Raw genomic sequence first — 20,084 nt, 5'->3', positions numbered from 1 at the left:
GGTGGGTCGCGCCTCCCGGCAGTTCTGACGTACGATGGAATCCCGTGGCGGACTCTTCCAGCGGTACCCAGGCAAACACGCAGAACACCACCCCGAAGGTGACGAAGCAGATCTTCGTGACCGGCGGGGTCGTCTCTTCGCTCGGCAAGGGCTTGACGGCAGCCAGCCTCGGCAACCTCCTGACGGCTCGCGGTCTGCGGGTCGTCATGCAGAAGCTCGACCCGTACCTCAACGTGGACCCGGGCACGATGAACCCGTTCCAGCACGGTGAGGTCTTCGTGACCGACGACGGCGCCGAGACCGACCTGGACATCGGCCACTACGAGCGTTTCCTCGACATCAACCTGTCGCAGGCGGCCAACGTCACGACCGGGCAGGTCTACTCGACGGTCATCGCCAAGGAGCGCCGCGGCGAGTACCTCGGCGACACCGTGCAGGTCATCCCGCACATCACCGACGAGATCAAGCGCCGGATGCGCGAGCAGGCCGAGAACGACCCGCAGCCCGACGTCATCATCACCGAGGTCGGTGGCACGGTCGGCGACATCGAGTCCCAGCCCTTCATCGAGTCCGCGCGGCAGGTCCGTCACGAGCTCGGCCGGAGCAACGTCTTCTTCGTGCACGTGTCGCTCGTGCCGTTCATGAACGCCTCGGGTGAGCAGAAGACCAAGCCGACGCAGCACTCGGTCGCCGCGCTCCGCTCGATCGGCATCCAGCCCGACGCCCTGGTGCTCCGCAGTGACCGCCCGGTGTCGGAGTCGAACAAGCGCAAGATCGCGCTGATGTGCGACGTCGACGAGGACGCCGTGGTCAACGCCGTCGACGTCCCGTCGATCTACGACCTGCCGACGCTGCTCAACAGCCAGGGCCTCGACGAGGTCATCGTGGACGCGCTGCACCTCGACGCGGGTCCGGTCGACTGGACCTCGTGGAACCCCGTCCTGCAGGCCGTGCACGAGCCCAAGAAGGACGTCACGATCGCGCTGGTCGGCAAGTACATCGACCTGCCCGACGCCTACCTGTCCGTGACCGAGGCACTGCGCGCCGGCGGGTTCGCCCACAACGCGAAGGTCACGCTGAAGTGGGTCGTCTCCGACGACTGCACCACGCCCGAGGGCGCCGCCAAGCAGCTGGGCGACGTCGACGGCATCTGCGTCCCCGGCGGGTTCGGCGTGCGCGGGATCGAGGGCAAGCTCGGGGCGCTCAAGTTCGCGCGCGAGAACCACATCCCCACGCTGGGACTGTGCCTCGGCCTGCAGTGCATGGTCATCGAGTACGCCCGCCACGAGGCCGGTCTGGTCGACGCGTCGAGCTCCGAGTTCGACCCGCAGACCCCGACCCCGGTGGTCGCGACCATGGCCGAACAGGTGGACATCATCGCCGGTGGCGACCTGGGCGGCACGATGCGACTGGGGCTCTACCCGGCGCACTTCACCGAGGGCTCGCTGGCCGCCGACCTGTACGGCGCACCGGAGGCGTCGGAGCGGCACCGTCACCGCTACGAGGTCAACAACCGGTACCGCCAGCAGATCGCGGACGCCGGTCTGGTGTTCTCGGGCACGTCGCCCGACGGTTCCCTGGTGGAGTACGTCGAGCTCGACCGCGCCGAGCACCCGTTCTACATCGGCACGCAGGCGCACCCCGAGCTGCGCTCGCGGCCGAACAACGCGCACCCGCTGTTCGCCGGACTGGTCGGTGCTGCGATCGTGCGCAACGAGTCGTCCCGCCTCTTCGACCCGGAGACGGAGTCGGTGGAGGTCGCGTAGTCGACGTCACCACGTGACGGACGGGAGGCTCCCCACCGGACCGGTGGGGAGCCTCCTGTCCGTCTGTGGTCACGCCCACCGCGCGCAGGAGGTCGAAGCGCGCGTGGTGGGTCGGAAGGTCCCACCTGCCGTGCGCGATCCGACTTCCCATCGCGTGTGTTGTGGGACAGAAGGCACTGGTTGGATGGGGTCGTGACCGACGCACCCATCGCTGACGAACCCGCCTCCTCCGCCGTGACCGAATCGGCGCTCGTGTACGAGGGCGCCGTGTGGGACATCCGCCGGGACACCGTCGCGTACGGCGGCGGCAGCATGGTGCGGGAGTACGTCGACCACACCGGCGCCGTCGCGGTCTGGGCCGAGGACGCCGAGGGGCGCGTGCTCGTCATCCAGCAGTACCGGCACCCGGTGCACCTGCGGGACTGGGAGCTGCCGGCGGGACTGCTCGACATGGCGGGCGAGGACCACCTGACCGCCGCCAAGCGCGAGCTGGCGGAAGAGGCCGACATCGAGGCGGACACGTGGGAGCCGCTGGTGCGGTACAACACCTCGTCGGGTGGCAGCAACGAGTTCATCCAGATCTACCGCGCGCGGGACGTCCGGGCGACCCCGACGGCCTTCGAGCGCGAGGCAGAGGAGGCCGACATCGTCGCCCGGTGGGTGCCCCGCCCCGAGGTCGTCGCCGGTGTCCTCGACGGTCGGTTGCAGAACTCCGCGCTCATCGTGGCAGCGCTCGCCGTGGACGCGATCGAACGCGGCTAGCCTGCTGAGGTGATCCCGCTCGACCGTGCCACGGAGACCTACCTGCGGCACGTCGCCATCGAGCGGGGGCTGTCGCAGCACACCCTGGCGGCCTACCGGCGCGACCTGTCCGCGTTCGGGGAGTGGATCGCCACGCAGCCGGTCGTCGACTCCGCGGGTGCCGACCGTGCCGGCGGGGCAGCGGTGGTGGCCGACGTCGGGCGACTCGCCCGTGCGGACCTGGCCGGGTTCGTCTCGTACCTGGCCACCCGACCCGAGGGCCCGCTCGCGCCCCGGTCGGTCGCACGGATGCTCAGCTCCGTGCGGTCCTTCGCCACGTTCGCCGCGAGTGAGGGCTGGCTGCCGCTGGACCCGGGTGCTTCCGTCCGCCCGCCGAAGGCACCGATGCGGCTGCCCAAGGCGATCTCGGTGCACGACATGGAGCGGCTGCTCGGCGCGGTCGAGGGCGACGACCCCGTGCAGCTGCGGGACCGGGCACTGCTCGAGCTGCTCTACGCCACCGGTGCGCGCATCTCCGAGGCCGTCGGGCTGTCGGTGGACGACGTGACGACGCTGTCCGTGGAGGACGAGTCCGCCGACCTCGACACCGACGTGTCGGTCGTGCGGGTCACGGGCAAGGGCAACAAGCAGCGGATCGTGCCGCTCGGCAGCTACGCGCAGGCCGCGGTCGACGCGTACCTGGTGCGGGCGCGACCGGTGTTCGCGGTGCGGGGTCCGTCGACGCCGGCGCTGTTCCTCGGGGCACGTGGTGCTCGGTTGTCGCGGCAGAGTGCGTGGCTCGTGATCCAGGCGGCGGCGTCGCGGGCTGACCTGACCGACCACGTGTCGCCGCACACGTTCCGGCACTCGTTCGCGACGCACCTGCTCGAGGGCGGCGCGGACGTGCGGGTCGTGCAGGAGCTGCTCGGCCACGCGAGCGTCGCGACCACGCAGATCTACACGATGGTGACGGCGGACATGCTGCGGGACGTGTACCAGACGTCACACCCGCGGGCGCGGCGGTAGCGCCGGGCTGGCGTTGGTCAGAACAGCGCGGTGGCAGCGCTCAGGGCGACGAGGCCCGTGCCGAGGGCGACCACGATCGCGGACGCCGCGACGCTCCGCGCCAGGACCCGCCAGCGGCCCGTCGCGCCCGGGCGGACGATGCCGACCGCCCCGGCGAGGACGGCGAGGACGCTGAACGCTCCCCACGGGTTGAGCACGAGGGACGCGATCGCGAGGACCGCGGCGGAGACCGCGAATGCGCAGAGCCTGCGGGAGGTCGCGGCGCCGTAGGCCCAGGTGTGCCGCTCGGTCGGCGGGGTCATCACCGAGAACGACGGTCCCGTCGGCGTGGCCACGACCGGGGCCGCGACGGGATGTCGCGCCGGGAGTGGCCGCGTGCCGTCACCCCAGGCGCGCCCGTCCCACCAGCGGAGACGCGATGCGTCCCGGGGGTCCGGGAACCACCCGGCGGCCGGCAGTGTCACGGAGCGCTCCTGAGGACGAGGGGACGGTGCGTCCCGACGCTACGGGGAGCGGGCCACCCATCCCAGTCCCAACCCGGGTGTCGGCAGGAAGGGGGACGTCAGGCCAGGGCAGGCGCTGCGTCCACCTCGCGCATCACACTCGCGACCGCCGCGAGCATCCGGGCGTTGAAGTCCACGCCGAGCTGGTTCGGCACGGTGACGAGCACGGTGTCGGCAGCGCGGACCGCGGCATCGGCGGCGAGCTCAGCCACGAGCTCCTCCGGCTCACCGATGTACGAGCGGCCGAACCGTGCCAGCCCGCCGTCGAGGTACCCGACCTGGTCGGAACCCTCGACCTGCGCCCGGACACCGAAGTAGTGCCGCGACTCGTCGTCCGTGATCGGGATGATGCTGCGGCTCACACTGACACGCGGCGTGCGCTCCCAGCCAGACTCGGCCCAGACGCGGCGGAAGCGCTCGATCTGCTCCGCCTGCAGCTGGTCGAACGGCACTCCGGTGTCCTCGGTCAGGAGCGTCGACGACATCAGGTTCATGCCCTGCTCGGCGGTCCACTCCGCGGTGGCGCGGGTGCCGGCGCCCCACCAGATGCGGTCGCCGAGGCCGTCGGAGAGCGGCAGGATCGGCAGCGATCCCTCGGCGCCGGTCATCTGCGGGTTCGCGGCCGCCATGGGTTCCCCGGCGATCGCGCGACGGAAGACGTTGGTGTGCGACCGAGCCAGGTCGGCGCCGTTCGGGTCGGACTGCTCGGGGACGTACCCGAAGGACTGGTAGCCGGCCTGGGCAGTCTCGGGTGACCCCCGGCTCACGCCGAGCTGCAGCCTGCCGCCCGAGATGAGGTCGGTGGCGGCGGCCTCCTCGGCCATGTAGAGCGGGTTCTCGTAGCGCATGTCGATCACGCCGGTCCCGATCTCGATCCGGCTGGTCTTCGCCGCGATCGCGGACAGCAGCGGGAAGGGCGCGGCCTGCTGCTGCGCGAAGTGGTGCACGCGGAAGTAGGCGCCGTCGACGCCCGCTTCTTCGGCGGCGACGGCGAGGTCGATGCCCTGGAGCAGTGCCTCGCGGCCGCTGCGGACACGGGACCCCGGCACGTCGCGCCAGTGTCCGAACGACAGGAACCCGATCTTCGTCATGTCGATGCGAACGCATCCGAGCAGGCGTCCATTCCGTCGGACTACGGTCGTCGCCATGGACGACCCCCGGACGGCACTGCTCGACGAACGCAGCCGGTCCGTGAAGCTGCTCGCGGACGTCGAGCGGAGCATGCGCGACGTCAGTGACGCCCGCGACGGGGCGAACACGGACGACGAGCACGATCCCGAGGGGGCGACGCTGGCGTGGGAGCGCGGCTCGCTCGGCGCGGTCCGGGACGATGCGCGTCGTCGCGTGCAGCAGGTCGACGCCGCGCTCGCGCGGCTCGACAAGGGCACCTACGGGATGTGCGTCGTCGGCGGCGAACCGATCCCGGAGGCTCGGCTGGCGGCCGTCCCGTGGGCCGCGACGTGCGTCGCGCACGCTTGACGGGCCTCCCGTCCGGACGTCGCTGACCGGTTCTGCGCACCCGGCCGATCGGCACGTGCTGCGCCGCGGATTCCCAGCCGCGGGCCCTAGCGTTCGAGAATGGACAGCGAGCAGGACGACCGCGCTGCGGGTGCAGTGGACGGCGCGCGTCGGCACCGCTTCCAGTGGTTCCACGACATGCGCGCCTGGATCCACGCGCGGCCGCACGTGCACCTGTTCTGGAAGGTGCTGATCGGCATCGTCGGCGGGCTCGTCGTCGTGATCGGACTCATCCTCGTGCCGCTGCCCGGCCCCGGGTGGCTGGTCGTGTTCATCGGCCTGACGATCCTGGCGAGCGAGTTCCACTTCTTCCACCGGATCATCACGTGGCTCCGCGCCCAGCTGCACCGTTTCTGGGACTGGGCGAAGTCGCACGGGCCGCAGTGGCTGCGTCGCGCGGCCGACCGGGGCAAGGCGGACGTCGACTCCGCGCACGCCGAGGCCGGTCGCAGCATGCGGCGCCCGCCGCGGCCGACGCACTAGGCGGGTCGCGCGGCGGTCGGGGCGGCAGGGTCGCCCGAGTCGGCACGGTGCGAGGTTGGTGGCCGGTGCGGCGTTGGTTGCTCGGTGCGGGGTTGTTGCCGGGCACGGGGCCTTCAAGCTCGCACGGGGCGTGGACCTCGCACGGTGCGCAGACCTCGCACGGTGCTTCGGGCGGGGAAGCACGGTGCGAGGTTGGTGGCCGGTGCGGCGTTGGTTGCTCCGTGCGGGGTTCTTGCCGGGCACGGGGCGGTCAAGCTCGCACGGCGCGCGAACCTCGCACGGTGCGCATCGCATGCCGAGCACGGTGCGAGGTTGGCGGCGCGCGAGCACCGTGCGCCGAGGGGAGACCACGGGGCGTCAGCGGCGGCTACTCAGCCGTGCGGATCGACCCGGTCGCGGTGCGCTCGAGGACCTCGGACGCCTGCTGCTCGACGCTGGCGGACGAGCGCGACACGAGCTGCAGCACGAGGGCCACCGCCGCGGCCAGCACGATGAACGCCCCGTACCCGGCGATCACGGGCACGAGGCCCACGGCCGGCTCGAGCAGCCCGCCGATCACGGCCGGGACCCCGAACGCCAGGTAGCTGACGACGTAGATCGTGGAGAGCAGCCCCGCACGGTGCGTGGGTGCCGCGGTGGCGAGCAGCATCCGCAGCGGTGCCTGGAACCCGGCGCCGAACCCGACCCCCGCGATGGCGCTGCCGACGACCAGGCCGGGCAGCGAGTGCGCGAACACGAACGCCACGGTGACGATCGGACCCAGGATGAGCGCGACCAGGCCGATGAGCACGCCGATGCGGGCGTCGACCCGTTGGATCGCGAGCCCCGTCAGCGCGCCGATGCCCGTGACGACCGCGATGAGCGCACCGGCGGCGAAGTGGTTCTCGATGCCGAAGACCTGCCCGAGCGCCGAGGGGACGAGCGACAGGAACAGGCCGCCGAGCGCCCAGCTCGCGACGAGCGCCCCGGCGACGCCACGGAACAGCGCACGGGACGACCGCGGCACGGAGATGGTCGGGCGGAGGGAGCGCAGGGCTCCCGGGCGGCGCTGCACCTGTTCGGGGACGATGAACAGCGCGAGCACCATGAGGAGCAGCAGCGCCCCGAACAGGACGTAGACGAACTGCTCGGGAGCGGGGCCCCACTCGACCAGGGCGCCGCTCGACATCGCGCCAGCGGCCAGCGCGAACGGCGGGACGGCGCCGTTGAGCACGCCGGCCAGCGTCGGGTGCCGCTGCAGGGAGTTGTCGATGAGCGCGGCCCCCAGGGCGCCGATGAGCAGACCCACCGAGACGCCCTGCAGGATGCGGTCGAGGATGAGGGCCCCGAGGCCGTCGGCGCCGGCGAACAGCCCGAGCGACAGGGTGAGGGCGAGACCACCCGCGACGAGCACGGGCTTGCGGCCGACGTGGTCGGACAGCCGCCCGGCGACGAGCAGGCTCCCCAGCAGCCCGGCGACGTAGATCGCGAAGACGCCGGTCAACATCAGCGGCGTCAGGTGCCACTCCGCCGCGTAGACGGGGTAGATCGGCGACGGGACAGCCGAGGACGCGAGTGCCACGAAGAGCATCGCCGCGATGATCCAGAAGCCGGCGACCGAGCGGGCTGACTGCATGAGCGCACCTTCCGTGAGTGGCTGTGTACGACGGGAGTCGTACGGCACCGGTACCGCATTGGTACCGCACCCGCCCTGTACGACGCAAGTCGTACTGTGAGGTGAACGGTGGTAGCGTCCCGTGCATGCCCGAACCCGTGGAGCTGGCCGCACCGGAACGTCTCCCGCAGCCGACGGCGGCCGAGATGGACCTCCCGGTCGTGATGGACGCCCTGTCCGACCCGATCCGTCTGGCGATCCTGCACCGGTACCTGGTCGACGCCGCCGGTGGCGAGCGCTCGTGCGGGTGGGTCGGGATCGACCGCCCGAAGTCCACGCTGACCCACCATTTCCGCGTGCTGCGTGAGGCCGGGCTCCTCGAACAGCACCTCGAGGGACTCACCCGCGTCAGCCGCGTCCGTGCCGACGAGGTCGAGCAGCGGTTCCCGGGCCTGCTGGACCTGGTGTTCGCGTGGCAGGTGCCCGCTGCACTGCTGCGCGAGGACCTCGGCGCATGAGCCACGTGCTGCCCGACGTCGTCGCCGACGTCGCCGTGACCGATGCCCTGCGCGCCGACCTGACCGCCGCCGGCTTCACCGTCGAGGGCGTCGACGCGCTCTGGGGTGCCGACGCGGCCGCGGCCCTGCACCGCGGCAACCGGATCGCCGCCGTCCGCGGCGCGCGCGAGCGGCTGACCGAGGCGCTCCTGCCGCGGTACACGCTCGCCGAGCTCTTCGTGCTCGGCGTGCGCGTGCCCCGGAGCCTCGCGGACCGTGCCCTGCCGACCGTCGGCGTCGACGCGCTCGTGGGTGCCGGACTCCTCCGGCTGGAACCCGCGCTGGTGCACCCCGAGGCGCTGGTCGACCAGCGTGACCCGGAGCGCATCGCCCACCTGACCGAGCCGGACGTGGTGCCGACGGTCGACCTGCGCCCGTACGCCTTCGTCGACGACGCGGGTGCCGGCAGCTGGTGGATCATGTCGGACCTCGGGGAGCTCGCCCTCGGCGCGGCCCTCGACGAAGAGCACGTGCTCGGCATCGGCGGTGCGACCACCACACTGAGCGGCCTGCAGGTCCCCGTGCCCGTCCACCGGGTGCTCGACCTCGGCACCGGCTGCGGCATCCAGGCGATGCACGCCCGACGCTTCGCGGACGAGGTCGTCGCGACGGACATCTCCCGCCGTGCGCTCGACATCGCGCGCTTCAACGCCCAGCTGAACGGCCTCGACGGCATCGACTTCCGCCTCGGCTCGCTGTTCGAGCCCGTGGCCGGCGAGCGCTTCGACCGGATCGTGTCGAACCCGCCGTTCGTCATCACGCCCCGCACCGAGGGCGTGCCGTCCTACGAGTACCGCGACGGCGGGATGGTCGGCGACGCGCTCGTCGAGACCGTGCTCACCGGGCTCGCGGACCACCTGACACCGGGTGGCACCGCGCAGCTCCTCGGCAACTGGGAGTACCACTGGGGCGTCGACGGGCTCGACCGCGTCCGCGCCTGGTTCGCGGGCACCGACCTCGACGCCTGGGTCGTCGAGCGGGAGCGCCAGGACCCGGCGACGTACGCCGAGACCTGGATCCGCGACGGCGGCACGAAGCCCGGCACCCCGGAGTTCGACCGCCTGGTGGCGGCCTGGCTCGACGACTTCCAGGCGCGCAGGGTCACCGGGGTCGGCTTCGGCTACGTGGTGGTCCGGAAGGTCCCGACGGGAGGCACGGTGCAGCTCCGCCGCTTCGAGCGCGTCCCCGAGACGCTCGGCTCCAACCCCGCGGGGCTCGGCGCGACGGTCGCCCGGGTCCTCGACGCGGCGGCCTGGCTCGCCGCGCACGACGACGCGGCACTCGCGGCCGCACACCTGCGGGTCGCGGGCGACGTGACCGAGGAACGCTACTACTGGCCGGGCAACGACGACCCGACGGTCATGACCCTGGTGCAGGGCGGTGGCTTCGGTCGTCGAGTCGACGCCGACACCGCGCTCGCCGCGTTCGTGGGTGCGTGCGACGGCGAGCTGTCCGTCGCGGCCATCGTCGGCGCACTGGCGCAGATCACCGGAGTCGACGAGCAGGCGCTGGCGGCGGACCTGCTGCCCGCCGCCCGCGACCTGGTGCTCGACGGGCTGCTGCTGCCCGCGTGAACCCGACTCGCGCCGACGTCAGCAGCCCGTCCCGCTGATCAGGAGCGGTGGTCGCGCCAGGAGTGCTGCGGGTCGTAGCCGAGGAGCTCGCGGGCCTTGTCGCTCGACAGCAGCGAACTGACGCCGTCGATGTCGCTGCGGCGTTCGATGTCCGGGACGAAGCGCTCGACGAGTTCGATCGTCGGGGTGTCCATCACGGTGTCGGGGCTGGCGATCACGAAGGCCTCGAAGCCGGTGAGCTCGCTCTCGAGGGCCTTGCGCACGGCCTGGGCGCCGTCGCGGCTGTCGATGTAAGACCACAGGTTGAAGGTCTTGGCCTCGGGGGTGGCGTCCCACGGGTACGACGGGTAGTCGGTCTCGTCCATGACGTTCGAGAACCGCAGCCCGATCATCTTGAGCGTCGGGTCCCAGCGGGTGAAGTGGCGGGCCATCTCCTCTTCCACGGCCTTGCCGAGGGAGTACGAGGACTGCGGCCGGACGGGGAAGTCCTCGTCGACGGGCAGGTAGGGCGGGTGGTGCTCGCCCATCGGGATGCCGAGCAGCGTCTCGCTCGAGGCCCAGACCACGTTCGTGATCTTGGCCGCCCGGGCAGCGTGGAAGACGTTGATCGACGCGGTCACGTTGTTCGTGATGAGCGCGACGTCGGGCACCTGACCCGGGGCCGGGACCGCGGCGAGGTGCACGACGGCGTCGACCGAGTCGTACCGGTCGTCGATCCCGAGCAGGGCGTTGAGCACCTGCCCGTAGTCCGTCAGGTCGATGCGGACGAACTGCACCCGCTCCGGCTTGTCGGGCGAGGGCACGCGGTCGAGCAGGACCACGTCGTACCCGTGCTCGTCGAGGTCGCGCACCACCGCTCGTCCGAGCTTGCCACTGCCGCCGGTCACCACTACGCGTGTCATCGCGTCTCCGCTCATCGTCGAGTCGGGCTCTCGCCCGTGCCTGTTGGCCGGTCCCATCCTGCCGTGCCGGCCCTGGGCGCGACCAGGCACTGGCGGTACCTGGCTCGCCGGGACCGTACCGGGCCTCCCGAGCGGTGGGACGGGTCGACGGCGCGACGCGCTACGACGTCGCCGCGGCGACCTGTGCGACGGCCAGGCGCGTGACCAGCTCGACGTGGGTCGCCATGTCGCGCGACGGGTCGAAGAGCCACTGGATCTGCATGCCGTCGGAGACGGCGAGCAGCACGCTCGTCAGCTGCTCCGGGTCGACGTCCGAGCGGAGCCGTCCGTCCTGCTGCATCGCGCGGAAGTCGGCCGCCATGGTGCGGCGGGAGTTCGCGTAGCGCTCGCGGAAGTAGGTGTGCGCGGGGTGCTCCGGGTCGGTGGCTGCCGCTGCCGACAGGTTGACGAACATCTGCACCAGCCCGGGGACCTCGGCGTTGTGCCGGACGATCGCCGACAGCAGCTCGCCGGGGTCGTTCGCGTGCCACTCGGCCGCGTTGTCGATCGCGTCGCGCCGCCGGAGGATCTCGACCCAGAGGTCGTCCTTCGAGTCGAAGTAGTGCAGCAGACCGGCCTGCGTCAGGCCCACCGCGTCGGAGATGTCCTTGATGCTGGTCCGACGGAAGCCCTGGCGTGCGACGAGTTCGAGCGCCACGGTGAGGATCTCCTCCCGCTTGGCGATGCCCTTGGCGTACGAACCCCGTCGTGTCATGGCAGGACTGTACCGCCAGGACTCCGCCGTGAAAACCGAGCCTGGTACGGTTTTGCTGCTAGCCTCAGCGGAGTCGCCGTCGACGGTCCGGGAGCACTGGTCCCACGGCGTGACCCACCCGCTGGAACGATGAGGACCGATCACCGTGACGACCGTCGAGAACCTGGGCTCCGCCTCCGCTCCGGAGCCCCTGGACGAGCGCATCGACGCGCTCGTCGGGCGCCTGAGCACCGAGCAGAAGGCGCAGCTGCTCACCGGCCGCGACTTCTGGACGACCTGGCCGGTCGACGAGATCGGGCTGCGGCCGATGCTCATGTCCGACGGTCCGTCCGGCGTGCGCGGGGAGGTCTGGGACGAGCGTGACCCGTCCCTCAACCTGCCCTCGGCAACGGCACTGTCGGCGAGCTGGGACCGCGCGATCGCGAAGCGCTACGGAGCGGCCGCTGCCGTCGAGGCCCGCCGCAAGGGCGTCGACGTCGTGCTCGGCCCGACGATCAACCTGCACCGGTCCCCGCTGGGCGGCCGGCACTTCGAGGCGTTCAGCGAGGACCCGGTGCTCACCGGCGACCTCGCCGCGTCCTACGTGGCGGGCGTGCAGGAGAACGGCGTCGCGGCGACGCCCAAGCACTACGTCGCGAACGACTACGAGACCGACCGCTTCACCGCGTCGACCGAGGTGTCCGACCGGGCGCTCCGCGAGCTGTACCTGCTGGCGTTCGAGAAGGCCGTCACCGAGGCACACGCCTGGGCGCTCATGTCCTCGTACAACGGCATCAACGGCGTGACCGCGTCCGAGAACGACCTGCTCGAGACGCCGCTCAACTCGGAGTGGGGCTTCGACGGCATCGTCGTGTCCGACTGGACCGGGGTGCGCTCGGTGGCTGCGGCCAAGGCGTCGCAGGACGTCGCCATGCCCGGACCGAACCCGTGGTGGAGCGAGGGGCCGCTGCTGGAGGCCGTGCGGTCCGGGGACGTGCCGATGGCAGCCGTCGACCGCAAGGTGCACCGCATCCTGACCCTGGCCGCCCGGGTGGGAGCACTCGAGGGGTTCGACGCGGTGGCCGCCACCCCGGGGAACGTCGAGGACGGCATCGCGTTCGTCCGCGAGGCCGAGGCCGAGGGCACCGTCCTCGTCCGCAACACCGGCCTCCTGCCGCTCGCCGGCCCGGACGACGCCGCTGCCCCGACCCGCATCGCGGTCATCGGGCACAACGCCGACCAGGCGCGCACCCAGGGCGGGGGATCGGCGACGGTCGTGCCGTCCTCGGTGGTCTCGCCCCTCGACGGCATCCGCGCGGCGTACCCGGCGGCGACCGTCGAGTACGCCATCGGTGCCGTCGTGCAGGAGGGCATCGCCGAGTTCCCGCTGTCGACGATCACCAACCCGGGCACGGGGGAGCCCGGCGCCCGCGTGGCGTTCGTCCGCGACGGACAGGAGCTGTACGTCGAGGACCGGCAGGCGACCGCGCTGTTCTGGTTCGGCGGCGACGCCCCGACGCGCGAGGCGGACCGGCTCGACATCACGACCACGTACACCGCGCAGTCCACCGGGACCGTCCGGATCGGCATCGGCGCCGCCGGACGCTCGCGGATGTGGGTCGACGACGAACTCGTGCTCGACGAGGACGTGCCGTACGAGGGCGACCAGCTCGGTGCTGCGTTCCTGAACCCGCCGGCGCGCTCGGTGCCCGTCCGGGTGACCGAGGGCCAGCCGGTGGCGATCCGCATCGAGCACGACGTGGTGCAGGACGAGACGCTCGGCGGGGTGCTGGCCTACCAGTTCGGCACCGAGCCCTCGGACGACGACCCCGCCGTGCTGATCGACGCCGCCGTGGCCGCCGCACGGGCCGCCGACGTCGCCGTCGTCGTCGTCGGCACGAACTCGAAGGTCGAGTCCGAGGGCTACGACCGGACCTCGCTCGCCCTGCCCGGGCACCAGGACGAGCTCGTCGCGGCGGTCGTCGCCGCGAACCCGCGCACCGTCGTGGTCGTCAACGCCGGGTCCCCGGTCGAGATGCCCTGGCGCGACGACGTGGCCGCGGTGCTGCTGACCTGGTTCGGCGGGCAGGAGTACGGCAACGCCCTGGCCGACGTCCTGACCGGCGCGCGCGAGCCCGGCGGGCGCCTGCCCACGACCTGGCCCGTCGCGATGGCCGACGTCCCCGTGCTCGACGTGACCCCGGTCGACGGCAGGGTCTCCTACGACGAGGGGGTGCACATTGGCTACCGGGCATGGCTGCGCGCGGGCGTCACACCCGCGTACCCGTTCGGCCACGGCCTCGGCTACACGAACTGGACGATCGAGGACGTCACGGCGACGCCGTCGGTGCGCGCGGGCGGCGAGGTCGTCGTGACCGCGGTCGCCACGAACACCGGGGACCGGGCCGGCAAGCAGGTCGTGCAGGTCTACGCCTCGCGCGAGACGTCGTCGGTCGACCGTCCGGTGCGCTGGCTCGTCGGCTTCGCCCCGGTGCGCCTGGACGCCGGCGAGTCCACCGAGGTGTCCGTCAGGGTGCCCGCGCGGGCGTTCGCGCACTGGGACGGTGCCTGGGCGTACGAACCGGGGACCGTCACGCTGCACGTCGGGACCTCGGTCGTCGACGAGGTCGACTCCGTCGAGGTGGACGTCTCCTGAAGATCGGTCCGGTTTCCGCGCTCGGACGTGTGCCGTGAGTAACATGACTCCAGCGTCAGGCGGCTGGTTACCGTCGACGTACGCACCGCCATGGGATCGCCGAGCGTGCGACACGGCCTCCTGATCCGGCCGACGGAGCCCCGGTTGTCCCGGTGCGTCAGATGCGCCCCCGCGTTCTCGCGGGGGCGCATCGTTGTTCCGCGTCCGATGATCCCGATTTGCTGAGTAGCAGTCGATTGTGCGGTGACAAACGACGCGAAGAGTGGAACGATGAGTGCACCATCTCGGACGGATCAGGGACGAGATGGTCATCCGGCGTGAGGCCACCGGACCTCACCATCCCGAGTCGGCCTCCGCCGGATGCACCTGCGCGCCGTCAGTCGCGCACGTGCGGGGCGATCTCCTCGGCGATGACGGTCAGGATCCGCTCGTGCGAGGCCGCGTCCCCGTTCGCCGGCAGGGTGATCACGAGTTCGTTCGTCGCGCTGACGGCGGGGTCCGCGCGCAGTGCGTCCACGATCGCCGCCGGTTCGCCCGCGACGACCTTGCTGAACCGGAACGGCGGGTTGCCCGACAGCGGTCGCCCTTCGTCGTCCATGCCCGAGGCGTACCCGGTCAGGAACTCCTCGTGCACCTGACGGTCGTGCTCGTCGAGCAGGGGGACCACGATGCGGCCGACCGCGACCTTCGGCGTCCGGCCGACGTGCTCGCCCGCGGCCTGCAGCGCGGCGAAGCGCTCGCGGTATGCCTCGATCTGCGCGGCCTGGGCCACCGCGAAGGGCTCGCCGGTGTCCTCGGTGTTCAGGGTCGAGCAGTGCAGCAGCAGCCCCTTCTCAGCAGTGCGCACCGCGGTGCCCATGCTGCCGCCGCCCCACCACACCCGGCCGCGCAGGTCGGGACTGAGCGGCTGCAGGGTCAGGTCGGCACCGGCCGGGATGCTCTCGTACCCCTTGCCCGAGGTACCGAGGGGCGCCCCGTCCAGCACCTCGAGCAGGCGAGCGGCACGGGCCTCGGCCTCGTCGCGGAAGCTCCGCTCGACGCTGCCGAACACGGGGTCGAGGATCGGGCCGTACCCGGCGATGCCCGTGCTGATGCCGAGCTGCACGCGGCCGCCGCTGAGCAGGTCGACCGTGCTGGCGTCCTCGGCCAGGCGGACCGGGTCCTCGTAGCGCATGCCGAGGACCGCGGTGCCGAAGCCGATCGTGCTGGTGCGCTGCGCTGCGGCGGCGAAGAAGGTCATCGGGCTGGTCAGGAACGGCTCGAAGTGCCGTCCGCGCACCCAGCCGGTGCCGTAGCCCAGGCGTTCCGCCGTCTCGAACAGCCGCAGGCCGTCCTCGAGGGCGGCGGCGGCACCAGCGGGCCCGCCGTGGTTCGGGACGAAGGAGAGGAAGCCGAGTTCGCGCACGACGCGAGTCTATGCGCGCGTATCGAGCAGCGCCTCCAGTCGGCAACGGTGCGGACGGGAGGCTCCTGGCGGGCCCCGCCACGGGCCTCCCGTCCTGCTGGGAGGATGGTCGCATGACCGACGTCACCACCCAGCCACCACTCGTCGCCGCCATGCCTGCGGCGCCCGGCGGTGTCGTCGACCCGGACGCCGTGTACCAGGCGTTCGCCGACTGGGCCGAGTCCGGCGGGCGGCCGCTGTACCCGGCGCAGGACGAGGCGGTCATCGAGCTGGTCTCGGGGGCCAACGTCGTGCTCAGCACCCCGACCGGCACGGGCAAGTCGCTCGTGGCGGCCGGCGCGCACTTCGCGGCGATGGCCGAGGGCAAGCGCAGCTGGTACACCGCGCCGATCAAGGCGCTCGTGTCCGAGAAGTTCTTCCAGCTCGTCGACCTTTTCGGCGCGCAGAACGTCGGCATGGTCACCGGTGACTCGAGCGTCAACGGGGACGCACCGATCATCTGCTGCACCGCCGAGATCCTGGCCAACCTGGCGCTGCGCGAGGGTCCGGACGCCGAGGTCGACGTGGTCGTCATGGACGAGTTCCACTTCTACGGCGACGCCGACCGCGGGTGGGCGTGGCAGGTGCCGCTGCTGGTGCTCGAGCGCGCGCAGTTCCTGCTGATGTCCGCCACGCTCGGTGACGTCACCACGATCGCCGACGACCTGTCCCGGCGCACGGGTCGACCGACGGCGCGCGTGACCGGGGTCTCGCGTCCCGTGCCGCTCGAGTACGAGTACGTGACGACGCCCGTGCAGGAGACCGTCGAACGGCTGCTGGACGAGGGCAAGGCGCCGATCTACATCGTGCACTTCGCCCAGGCCGCGGCACTCGAACGTGCGCAGGCCCTGATGTCGGCGAAGGTGGCCTCGCGCGAGCGCCGGGACGAGATCGCCGAGGCCATCGCGGGCTTCCGCTTCAGCTCCGGGTTCGGGCAGACCCTGTCCCGCCTGATCCGTGCCGGCATCGGCGTGCACCACGCGGGCATGCTGCCGAAGTACCGGCGACTCGTCGAACAGCTGGCGCAGCGCGGACTGCTGCCGGTCATCTGCGGCACGGACACCCTGGGCGTCGGCATCAACGTCCCGATCCGCTCGGTGCTGCTGACCGGGCTGACGAAGTTCGACGGCACGAAGATGCGGCAGCTGTCCGCCCGTGAGTTCCACCAGATCGCCGGCCGTGCCGGGCGCGCGGGCTACGACACCGAGGGTGACGTGATCGCCGAGGCGCCCGAGCACGACATCGAGAACGCCCGCGCCGTCGCCAAGGCCGGGGACGACCAGAAGAAGAAGAACAAGATCAAGCGCAAGAAGGCTCCCGACGGGTTCGTCTCGTGGGGGCAGGCCTCCTTCGAGCGGCTCATCGGTGCCGAACCGGAGCCGATGGTCTCGCGCATGAGGATCACGCACGCGATGGTGCTGTCCGTCATCGCGCGCGGAGGGGACACGTTCGGTGCCGTCCGGTCGCTCGTGTTCGACAACCACGAGCCGCGCTCCCGACAGCTCGCGATGGCCCGGCGCGCGTTGACCATCGCCCGCACGCTCATCACCGCGCAGGTCGTCGAACGCGTCCCGGGGCCTCCGGTGTCCTACCGGCTGGCGGTCGACCTGCAGCAGAACTTCGCGCTGAACCAGCCGCTGTCGCCGTTCGCGCTCGCCGCGTTCGAACTGCTCGACCCGGAGTCCCCGACGTACCCGCTGGACATGGTCTCGATCGTCGAGGCGACACTCGACGACCCGCGGGCGATCCTGTCGCAGCAGCAGTTCAAGGAGCGCGGCGAGGCGGTCGCGCGGATGAAGCAGGAGGGCATCGAGTACGAGGAGCGCATGGAGCTGCTCGAGGAGGTCACCTGGCCGAAGCCGCTCGACGAACTGCTGACCGCCGCCTACGAGGCCTACGCCGCCGAGCAGCCGTGGGTGCTCGACTTCACGCTGTCGCCCAAGGCCGTCGTCCGTGACATGTACGAGCGGGCGATGACCTTCGGCGACTTCGTGCGGTTCTACCAGCTCACCCGCTCCGAGGGGCTCGTGCTCCGCTACCTGTCCGACGCGTACCGCACGATGCGGCAGACGATCGCGGAGGACCAGCGCACGCCCGAGCTCGACGACCTGATCGAGTGGCTCGGCGAGCTGGTGCGCCAGGTCGACTCGTCCCTGGTCGACGAGTGGGAGGCCCTGGTCAACGGGGACGTGGCGCTCGCCTCGGCGGAACACGAGGAGATCGCCCCGCCGCAGCCCGCGCGACTCACTGGCAACGTCCGCGCCTTCCGCGTGCTCGTGCGGAACGCGCTGTTCCAACGCGTGCTGCTCGCTGCCCGCGACGACGTCGAGACGCTCGCGTCGCTCGACGGGGCCGCGGGCTTCGGGCAGGACGAGTGGGACGCCGTGCTCGAGGAGTACTACGACGAGCACGACACCATCGGGATCGACGCCGAGGCGCGGTCGATGCAGTACCTGGTGCTGTCGGAGCAGGGCCGCACGTGGCGGGCACGGCAGATCTTCGCCGACCCGGCCGGCGACAAGGACTTCGGGTTCTCGGCGACGATCGACCTCGATGCGTCCGACGAGGCCGGTGAAGCCGTCGTGACCGTCACCGAGATCGGGCGGTTCGACGGGTGGGCCGAGGTCGACGTCGACTGACCGGGCGGGGAGGGGCCGCGGCGGGTACCTTCGGCGTGACTCCTCGGAAGGGAACCACCATGCGCATCGGCTCCAGCATCGCCTTGATCGTGATCGGCGCCATCGTCGCGTTCGCGGTCGACTACCAGGTCGCCGGCATCGACCTGAAGCTCATCGGCTACATCCTGATCGCCGCCGGCGTGGTGCTGCTCATCATCAGCCTGGCGGTCGGCTTCGGCGGTCGTCGCACCACCACGACGACGCGCTCGGGCGTCGACCCGGCCTCGGGAGAGCAGATCACCCGTCAGGACCGCCGCGACGGAACCTACTGAGACGACTGGCTCACCGACGGGTCCGGGCGCTCGCGCCCGGGCCCGTCAGTGCATCACCCAGGGGCACTGGATCCCGTTCCAGTCGGTGACGAATCCGGTGGGCGAAGCCCGGCGCTGACGAACCGGATTCGGCAGGGCGATTCCGGAACGCCGTCTCAGAACGGTTCCGGAACGCCGTCTCAGAAGAGCGTGGCGGGCGGGGTCGGCTCGGGCAGGGCGGCGGGCTCGGCGACCTCGACCCCCGGCCACCCCGGGCCGGTCGGGACGTCGGTGCGGTTCTGGTAGGCCGTCGCGGCACCGCGGGCGCGGACGTCGGCGGCCTCGTTCATCTCGTGGCCCATGTGGCCGCGGACCCACTCGAAGGTGACCTTGCGGCCCTGCAGGGCCTCGTCGAGCTCCTTGATGATCTCGACGTTGAGCACGGGCTTGCCGTCCGCCTTGCGCCAGCCCTTGCGCTTCCAGCCCGCGAGCCACTCGGTGCAGGCCTTGATGGCGTACTGGCTGTCGCAGAGGATGTGCAGCGGTTCGCCGGTGTGCTCGGTCGCGTGCAGCAGCTGGAGCACCGCGGTGAGCTCGCCCTGGTTGTTCGTGCCGCGGGGCCACCCGCCCGCCGCCCAGCGGTCGTCGTCGACGTACCAGGCCCACCCGGCCGGGCCGGGGTTGCCGAGGGCTGAGCCGTCTGCTGCTGCGACGATCGTCACGGGGACCTCCTGGGGTGTGGCGGGTGCCCGACAACGGTAGCGGACCGCCGTGGTCCGCCAGGTCCGGGTCAGCGGGCCGAGGGGTCCAGGTTCAGGTGGTCGTTCTCGGTCAGCCATCCGTTCGAGGCGACCTGCATGTCCGGGTTCATCCAGCGGAGCTCGGGCACGGTGATGCCGAAGCGCTTGGCGACCGTGACCTGGTCGTCGCCGTGGGAGACGAAGTAGTCGGCCTTGCGGCTGTCCGTGGTGGTCACGACCCCGTAGGCACCGGGCCGTGCCGCACCCCTGGTGACCGTGAGGTCGGGGTAGGGGTTCGGGACGAGCCAGGTGAGGGGCGCGACCGCCAGGACGTGGCCTGCCCACTCGGGCGCGTCGACCGTGCCGTTCGCGTCGGTCGTGACCGTGGGGATGAGGACGACGCTCTCGAGGAAGTCCGGGCGAGCCCCGACGTCGTCGAGCGGGGACGACGCCGGCGGCTGTGCGTCCGCCTGCCACTGCACCTGGCCGTAGTCGTGCCCCGGGCCGTCCGTTGGCTTCGGGACCGTGCGGCGGAACTCGAGCGTCATCGCCTGGGCCTCGGTCGAGCGGTACCCGGAGAGCTCGGTGCGGAAGGAGCCATCGTCGGCGACGACCACGCGCACGTGGATGAACGTGCGACCGGACGGCGAGGTGACGTCGGTCTCGGTGAGCACTGTGCCCACGGCGATCGACGGCGGGTCCATCGACACGGCCTGCACCGTCGGGTCGGCGGTCGGACCGGGAGCGCTGGTCTGCGCCGCGCGGCTCGGACGGGGCACGGGATCATCGCCACCGCGCAGCACGCTGCACCCGGTCAGTGCCACCGCCAGGGCCACCCCACCTGCGGCTGCGACCAGGAACGGTCGTCGATCCATGTTCTCCCCCTCGATCCGAGCACGATGGTAGTTGCGTCCTGGA

18 protein-coding genes are annotated in these 20,084 nt (G+C 71.7%); 10 read left to right on the top strand and 8 right to left on the bottom strand.

The annotated features are described in order from the left end of the window. Positions 1-44: 44 nt before the first annotated feature. The 3 genes from pyrG to DEJ13_RS14755 all read left to right on the top strand — a co-directional run bounded on the left by pyrG (position 45) and on the right by DEJ13_RS14755 (position 3,533). The gene (gene pyrG / locus DEJ13_RS14765; protein WP_284158101.1) at positions 45-1,766 is read left to right on the top strand and encodes a CTP synthase; all 1,722 of its coding nucleotides are present in this window, start codon (positions 45-47) and stop codon (positions 1,764-1,766) included. Between the two features lie 192 nt (positions 1,767-1,958). Continuing rightward, positions 1,959-2,528, top strand: a complete 570-nt coding sequence (locus tag DEJ13_RS14760) for an NUDIX domain-containing protein (protein WP_111107559.1) — start codon at positions 1,959-1,961, stop codon at positions 2,526-2,528. A 12-nt stretch (positions 2,529-2,540) separates the two neighbouring features. Next, positions 2,541-3,533 (top strand): site-specific tyrosine recombinase XerD, encoded by a 993-nt coding sequence (locus DEJ13_RS14755; RefSeq protein WP_111107574.1) that lies wholly within the window; start codon positions 2,541-2,543, stop codon positions 3,531-3,533. A 17-nt stretch (positions 3,534-3,550) separates the two neighbouring features. Here DEJ13_RS14755 and DEJ13_RS14750 read toward each other — a convergent pair whose 3' ends face one another. Then, a complete protein-coding gene (locus DEJ13_RS14750; RefSeq protein ID WP_056120039.1) occupies positions 3,551-3,997 on the bottom strand; it encodes a DUF2510 domain-containing protein in 447 nt (148 codons plus the stop codon). A 98-nt stretch (positions 3,998-4,095) separates the two neighbouring features. Beyond that, entirely contained in the window at positions 4,096-5,127 is a 1,032-nt protein-coding gene (locus tag DEJ13_RS14745; RefSeq protein WP_056120036.1) for an LLM class flavin-dependent oxidoreductase, read from the bottom strand. 55 nt (positions 5,128-5,182) lie between these two features. On the opposite strand from DEJ13_RS14745, the gene DEJ13_RS14740 reads away from it, so the two are divergent. Further along, positions 5,183-5,515 carry a TraR/DksA family transcriptional regulator gene (locus DEJ13_RS14740; protein WP_111107558.1) on the top strand — a complete coding sequence of 111 codons (333 nt, stop codon included), beginning with the start codon at positions 5,183-5,185 and terminating at the stop codon, positions 5,513-5,515. Between the two features lie 99 nt (positions 5,516-5,614). Continuing rightward, positions 5,615-6,037 (top strand): TIGR02611 family protein, encoded by a 423-nt coding sequence (locus tag DEJ13_RS14735; RefSeq protein ID WP_258374150.1) that lies wholly within the window; start codon positions 5,615-5,617, stop codon positions 6,035-6,037. Positions 6,038-6,404: 367 nt separating this feature from the next. On the opposite strand, the gene DEJ13_RS14730 is transcribed toward DEJ13_RS14735, so the two are convergent. Then, positions 6,405-7,652, bottom strand: a complete 1,248-nt coding sequence (locus DEJ13_RS14730; protein ID WP_111107557.1) for an MFS transporter — start codon at positions 7,650-7,652, stop codon at positions 6,405-6,407. A 125-nt stretch (positions 7,653-7,777) separates the two neighbouring features. Between DEJ13_RS14730 and DEJ13_RS14725 the strand changes: the two genes are divergently transcribed. Beyond that, a complete protein-coding gene (locus DEJ13_RS14725) occupies positions 7,778-8,149 on the top strand; it encodes an ArsR/SmtB family transcription factor (protein WP_056120027.1) in 372 nt (123 codons plus the stop codon). Beyond that, complete coding sequence (locus DEJ13_RS14720; RefSeq protein WP_111107556.1) at positions 8,146-9,762, top strand: DUF7059 domain-containing protein; 1,617 nt, start codon at positions 8,146-8,148, stop codon at positions 9,760-9,762. The genes DEJ13_RS14725 and DEJ13_RS14720 overlap by 4 nt, the downstream gene beginning before the upstream one ends. 38 nt (positions 9,763-9,800) lie before the next feature. Here DEJ13_RS14720 and DEJ13_RS14715 read toward each other — a convergent pair whose 3' ends face one another. Together DEJ13_RS14715 and DEJ13_RS14710 are read right to left on the bottom strand one after the other, a co-directional pair. Beyond that, on the bottom strand, positions 9,801-10,664 hold the full coding sequence (locus DEJ13_RS14715) for an NAD-dependent epimerase/dehydratase family protein (RefSeq protein ID WP_111107555.1): 864 nt from the start codon (positions 10,662-10,664) through the stop codon (positions 9,801-9,803). Positions 10,665-10,824: 160 nt separating this feature from the next. Continuing rightward, a complete protein-coding gene (locus DEJ13_RS14710; protein WP_111107554.1) occupies positions 10,825-11,418 on the bottom strand; it encodes a TetR/AcrR family transcriptional regulator in 594 nt (197 codons plus the stop codon). Between the two features lie 145 nt (positions 11,419-11,563). Between DEJ13_RS14710 and DEJ13_RS14705 the strand changes: the two genes are divergently transcribed. After that, positions 11,564-14,053, top strand: a complete 2,490-nt coding sequence (locus tag DEJ13_RS14705; protein ID WP_111107553.1) for a beta-glucosidase — start codon at positions 11,564-11,566, stop codon at positions 14,051-14,053. Between the two features lie 376 nt (positions 14,054-14,429). Here DEJ13_RS14705 and DEJ13_RS14700 read toward each other — a convergent pair whose 3' ends face one another. Then, positions 14,430-15,458, bottom strand: a complete 1,029-nt coding sequence (locus DEJ13_RS14700) for an LLM class flavin-dependent oxidoreductase (protein ID WP_111107552.1) — start codon at positions 15,456-15,458, stop codon at positions 14,430-14,432. Positions 15,459-15,571: 113 nt separating this feature from the next. Between DEJ13_RS14700 and DEJ13_RS14695 the strand changes: the two genes are divergently transcribed. Beyond that, positions 15,572-18,136, top strand: coding sequence for a DEAD/DEAH box helicase (locus DEJ13_RS14695; RefSeq protein WP_111107551.1), 2,565 nt, complete (start codon positions 15,572-15,574; stop codon positions 18,134-18,136). A 59-nt stretch (positions 18,137-18,195) separates the two neighbouring features. Then, entirely contained in the window at positions 18,196-18,447 is a 252-nt protein-coding gene (locus tag DEJ13_RS14690) for a DUF6458 family protein (RefSeq protein ID WP_111107550.1), read from the top strand. Positions 18,448-18,626: 179 nt separating this feature from the next. Here DEJ13_RS14690 and DEJ13_RS14685 read toward each other — a convergent pair whose 3' ends face one another. Both DEJ13_RS14685 and DEJ13_RS14680 read right to left on the bottom strand, forming a co-directional pair. Continuing rightward, a complete protein-coding gene (locus DEJ13_RS14685) occupies positions 18,627-19,148 on the bottom strand; it encodes a ribonuclease H family protein (RefSeq protein ID WP_111107549.1) in 522 nt (173 codons plus the stop codon). 68 nt (positions 19,149-19,216) lie between these two features. Further along, positions 19,217-20,041 (bottom strand): hypothetical protein, encoded by an 825-nt coding sequence (locus DEJ13_RS14680; protein WP_146245281.1) that lies wholly within the window; start codon positions 20,039-20,041, stop codon positions 19,217-19,219. Between the last annotated feature and the right edge of the window lie 43 nt (positions 20,042-20,084).

The sequence above is a fragment of the Curtobacterium sp. MCLR17_007 genome, assembly GCF_003234655.2.
GTDB lineage: Bacteria > Actinomycetota > Actinomycetes > Actinomycetales > Microbacteriaceae > Curtobacterium.
Note: the sequence above shows the minus strand (reverse complement) of the source record. Positions and strands in the feature narration are given on the sequence as shown.

What these genes read in the sequence shown, in the direction of transcription:
- DEJ13_RS14735 (WP_258374150.1), top strand. Translation starts at nt 5,615, where the DNA reads ATGGACAGCGAGCAGGACGACCGCGCTGCGGGTGCAGTGGACGGCGCG.
- DEJ13_RS14730 (WP_111107557.1), bottom strand. Translation starts at nt 7,652, where the DNA reads ATGCAGTCAGCCCGCTCGGTCGCCGGCTTCTGGATCATCGCGGCGATG.
- DEJ13_RS14690 (WP_111107550.1), top strand. Translation starts at nt 18,196, where the DNA reads ATGCGCATCGGCTCCAGCATCGCCTTGATCGTGATCGGCGCCATCGTC.
- DEJ13_RS14710 (WP_111107554.1), bottom strand. Translation starts at nt 11,418, where the DNA reads ATGACACGACGGGGTTCGTACGCCAAGGGCATCGCCAAGCGGGAGGAG.
- DEJ13_RS14715 (WP_111107555.1), bottom strand. Translation starts at nt 10,664, where the DNA reads ATGACACGCGTAGTGGTGACCGGCGGCAGTGGCAAGCTCGGACGAGCG.
- DEJ13_RS14695 (WP_111107551.1), top strand. Translation starts at nt 15,572, where the DNA reads ATGACCGACGTCACCACCCAGCCACCACTCGTCGCCGCCATGCCTGCG.
- DEJ13_RS14740 (WP_111107558.1), top strand. Translation starts at nt 5,183, where the DNA reads ATGGACGACCCCCGGACGGCACTGCTCGACGAACGCAGCCGGTCCGTG.
- DEJ13_RS14725 (WP_056120027.1), top strand. Translation starts at nt 7,778, where the DNA reads ATGCCCGAACCCGTGGAGCTGGCCGCACCGGAACGTCTCCCGCAGCCG.
- DEJ13_RS14720 (WP_111107556.1), top strand. Translation starts at nt 8,146, where the DNA reads ATGAGCCACGTGCTGCCCGACGTCGTCGCCGACGTCGCCGTGACCGAT.
- DEJ13_RS14745 (WP_056120036.1), bottom strand. Translation starts at nt 5,127, where the DNA reads ATGACGAAGATCGGGTTCCTGTCGTTCGGACACTGGCGCGACGTGCCG.
- DEJ13_RS14680 (WP_146245281.1), bottom strand. Translation starts at nt 20,041, where the DNA reads ATGGATCGACGACCGTTCCTGGTCGCAGCCGCAGGTGGGGTGGCCCTG.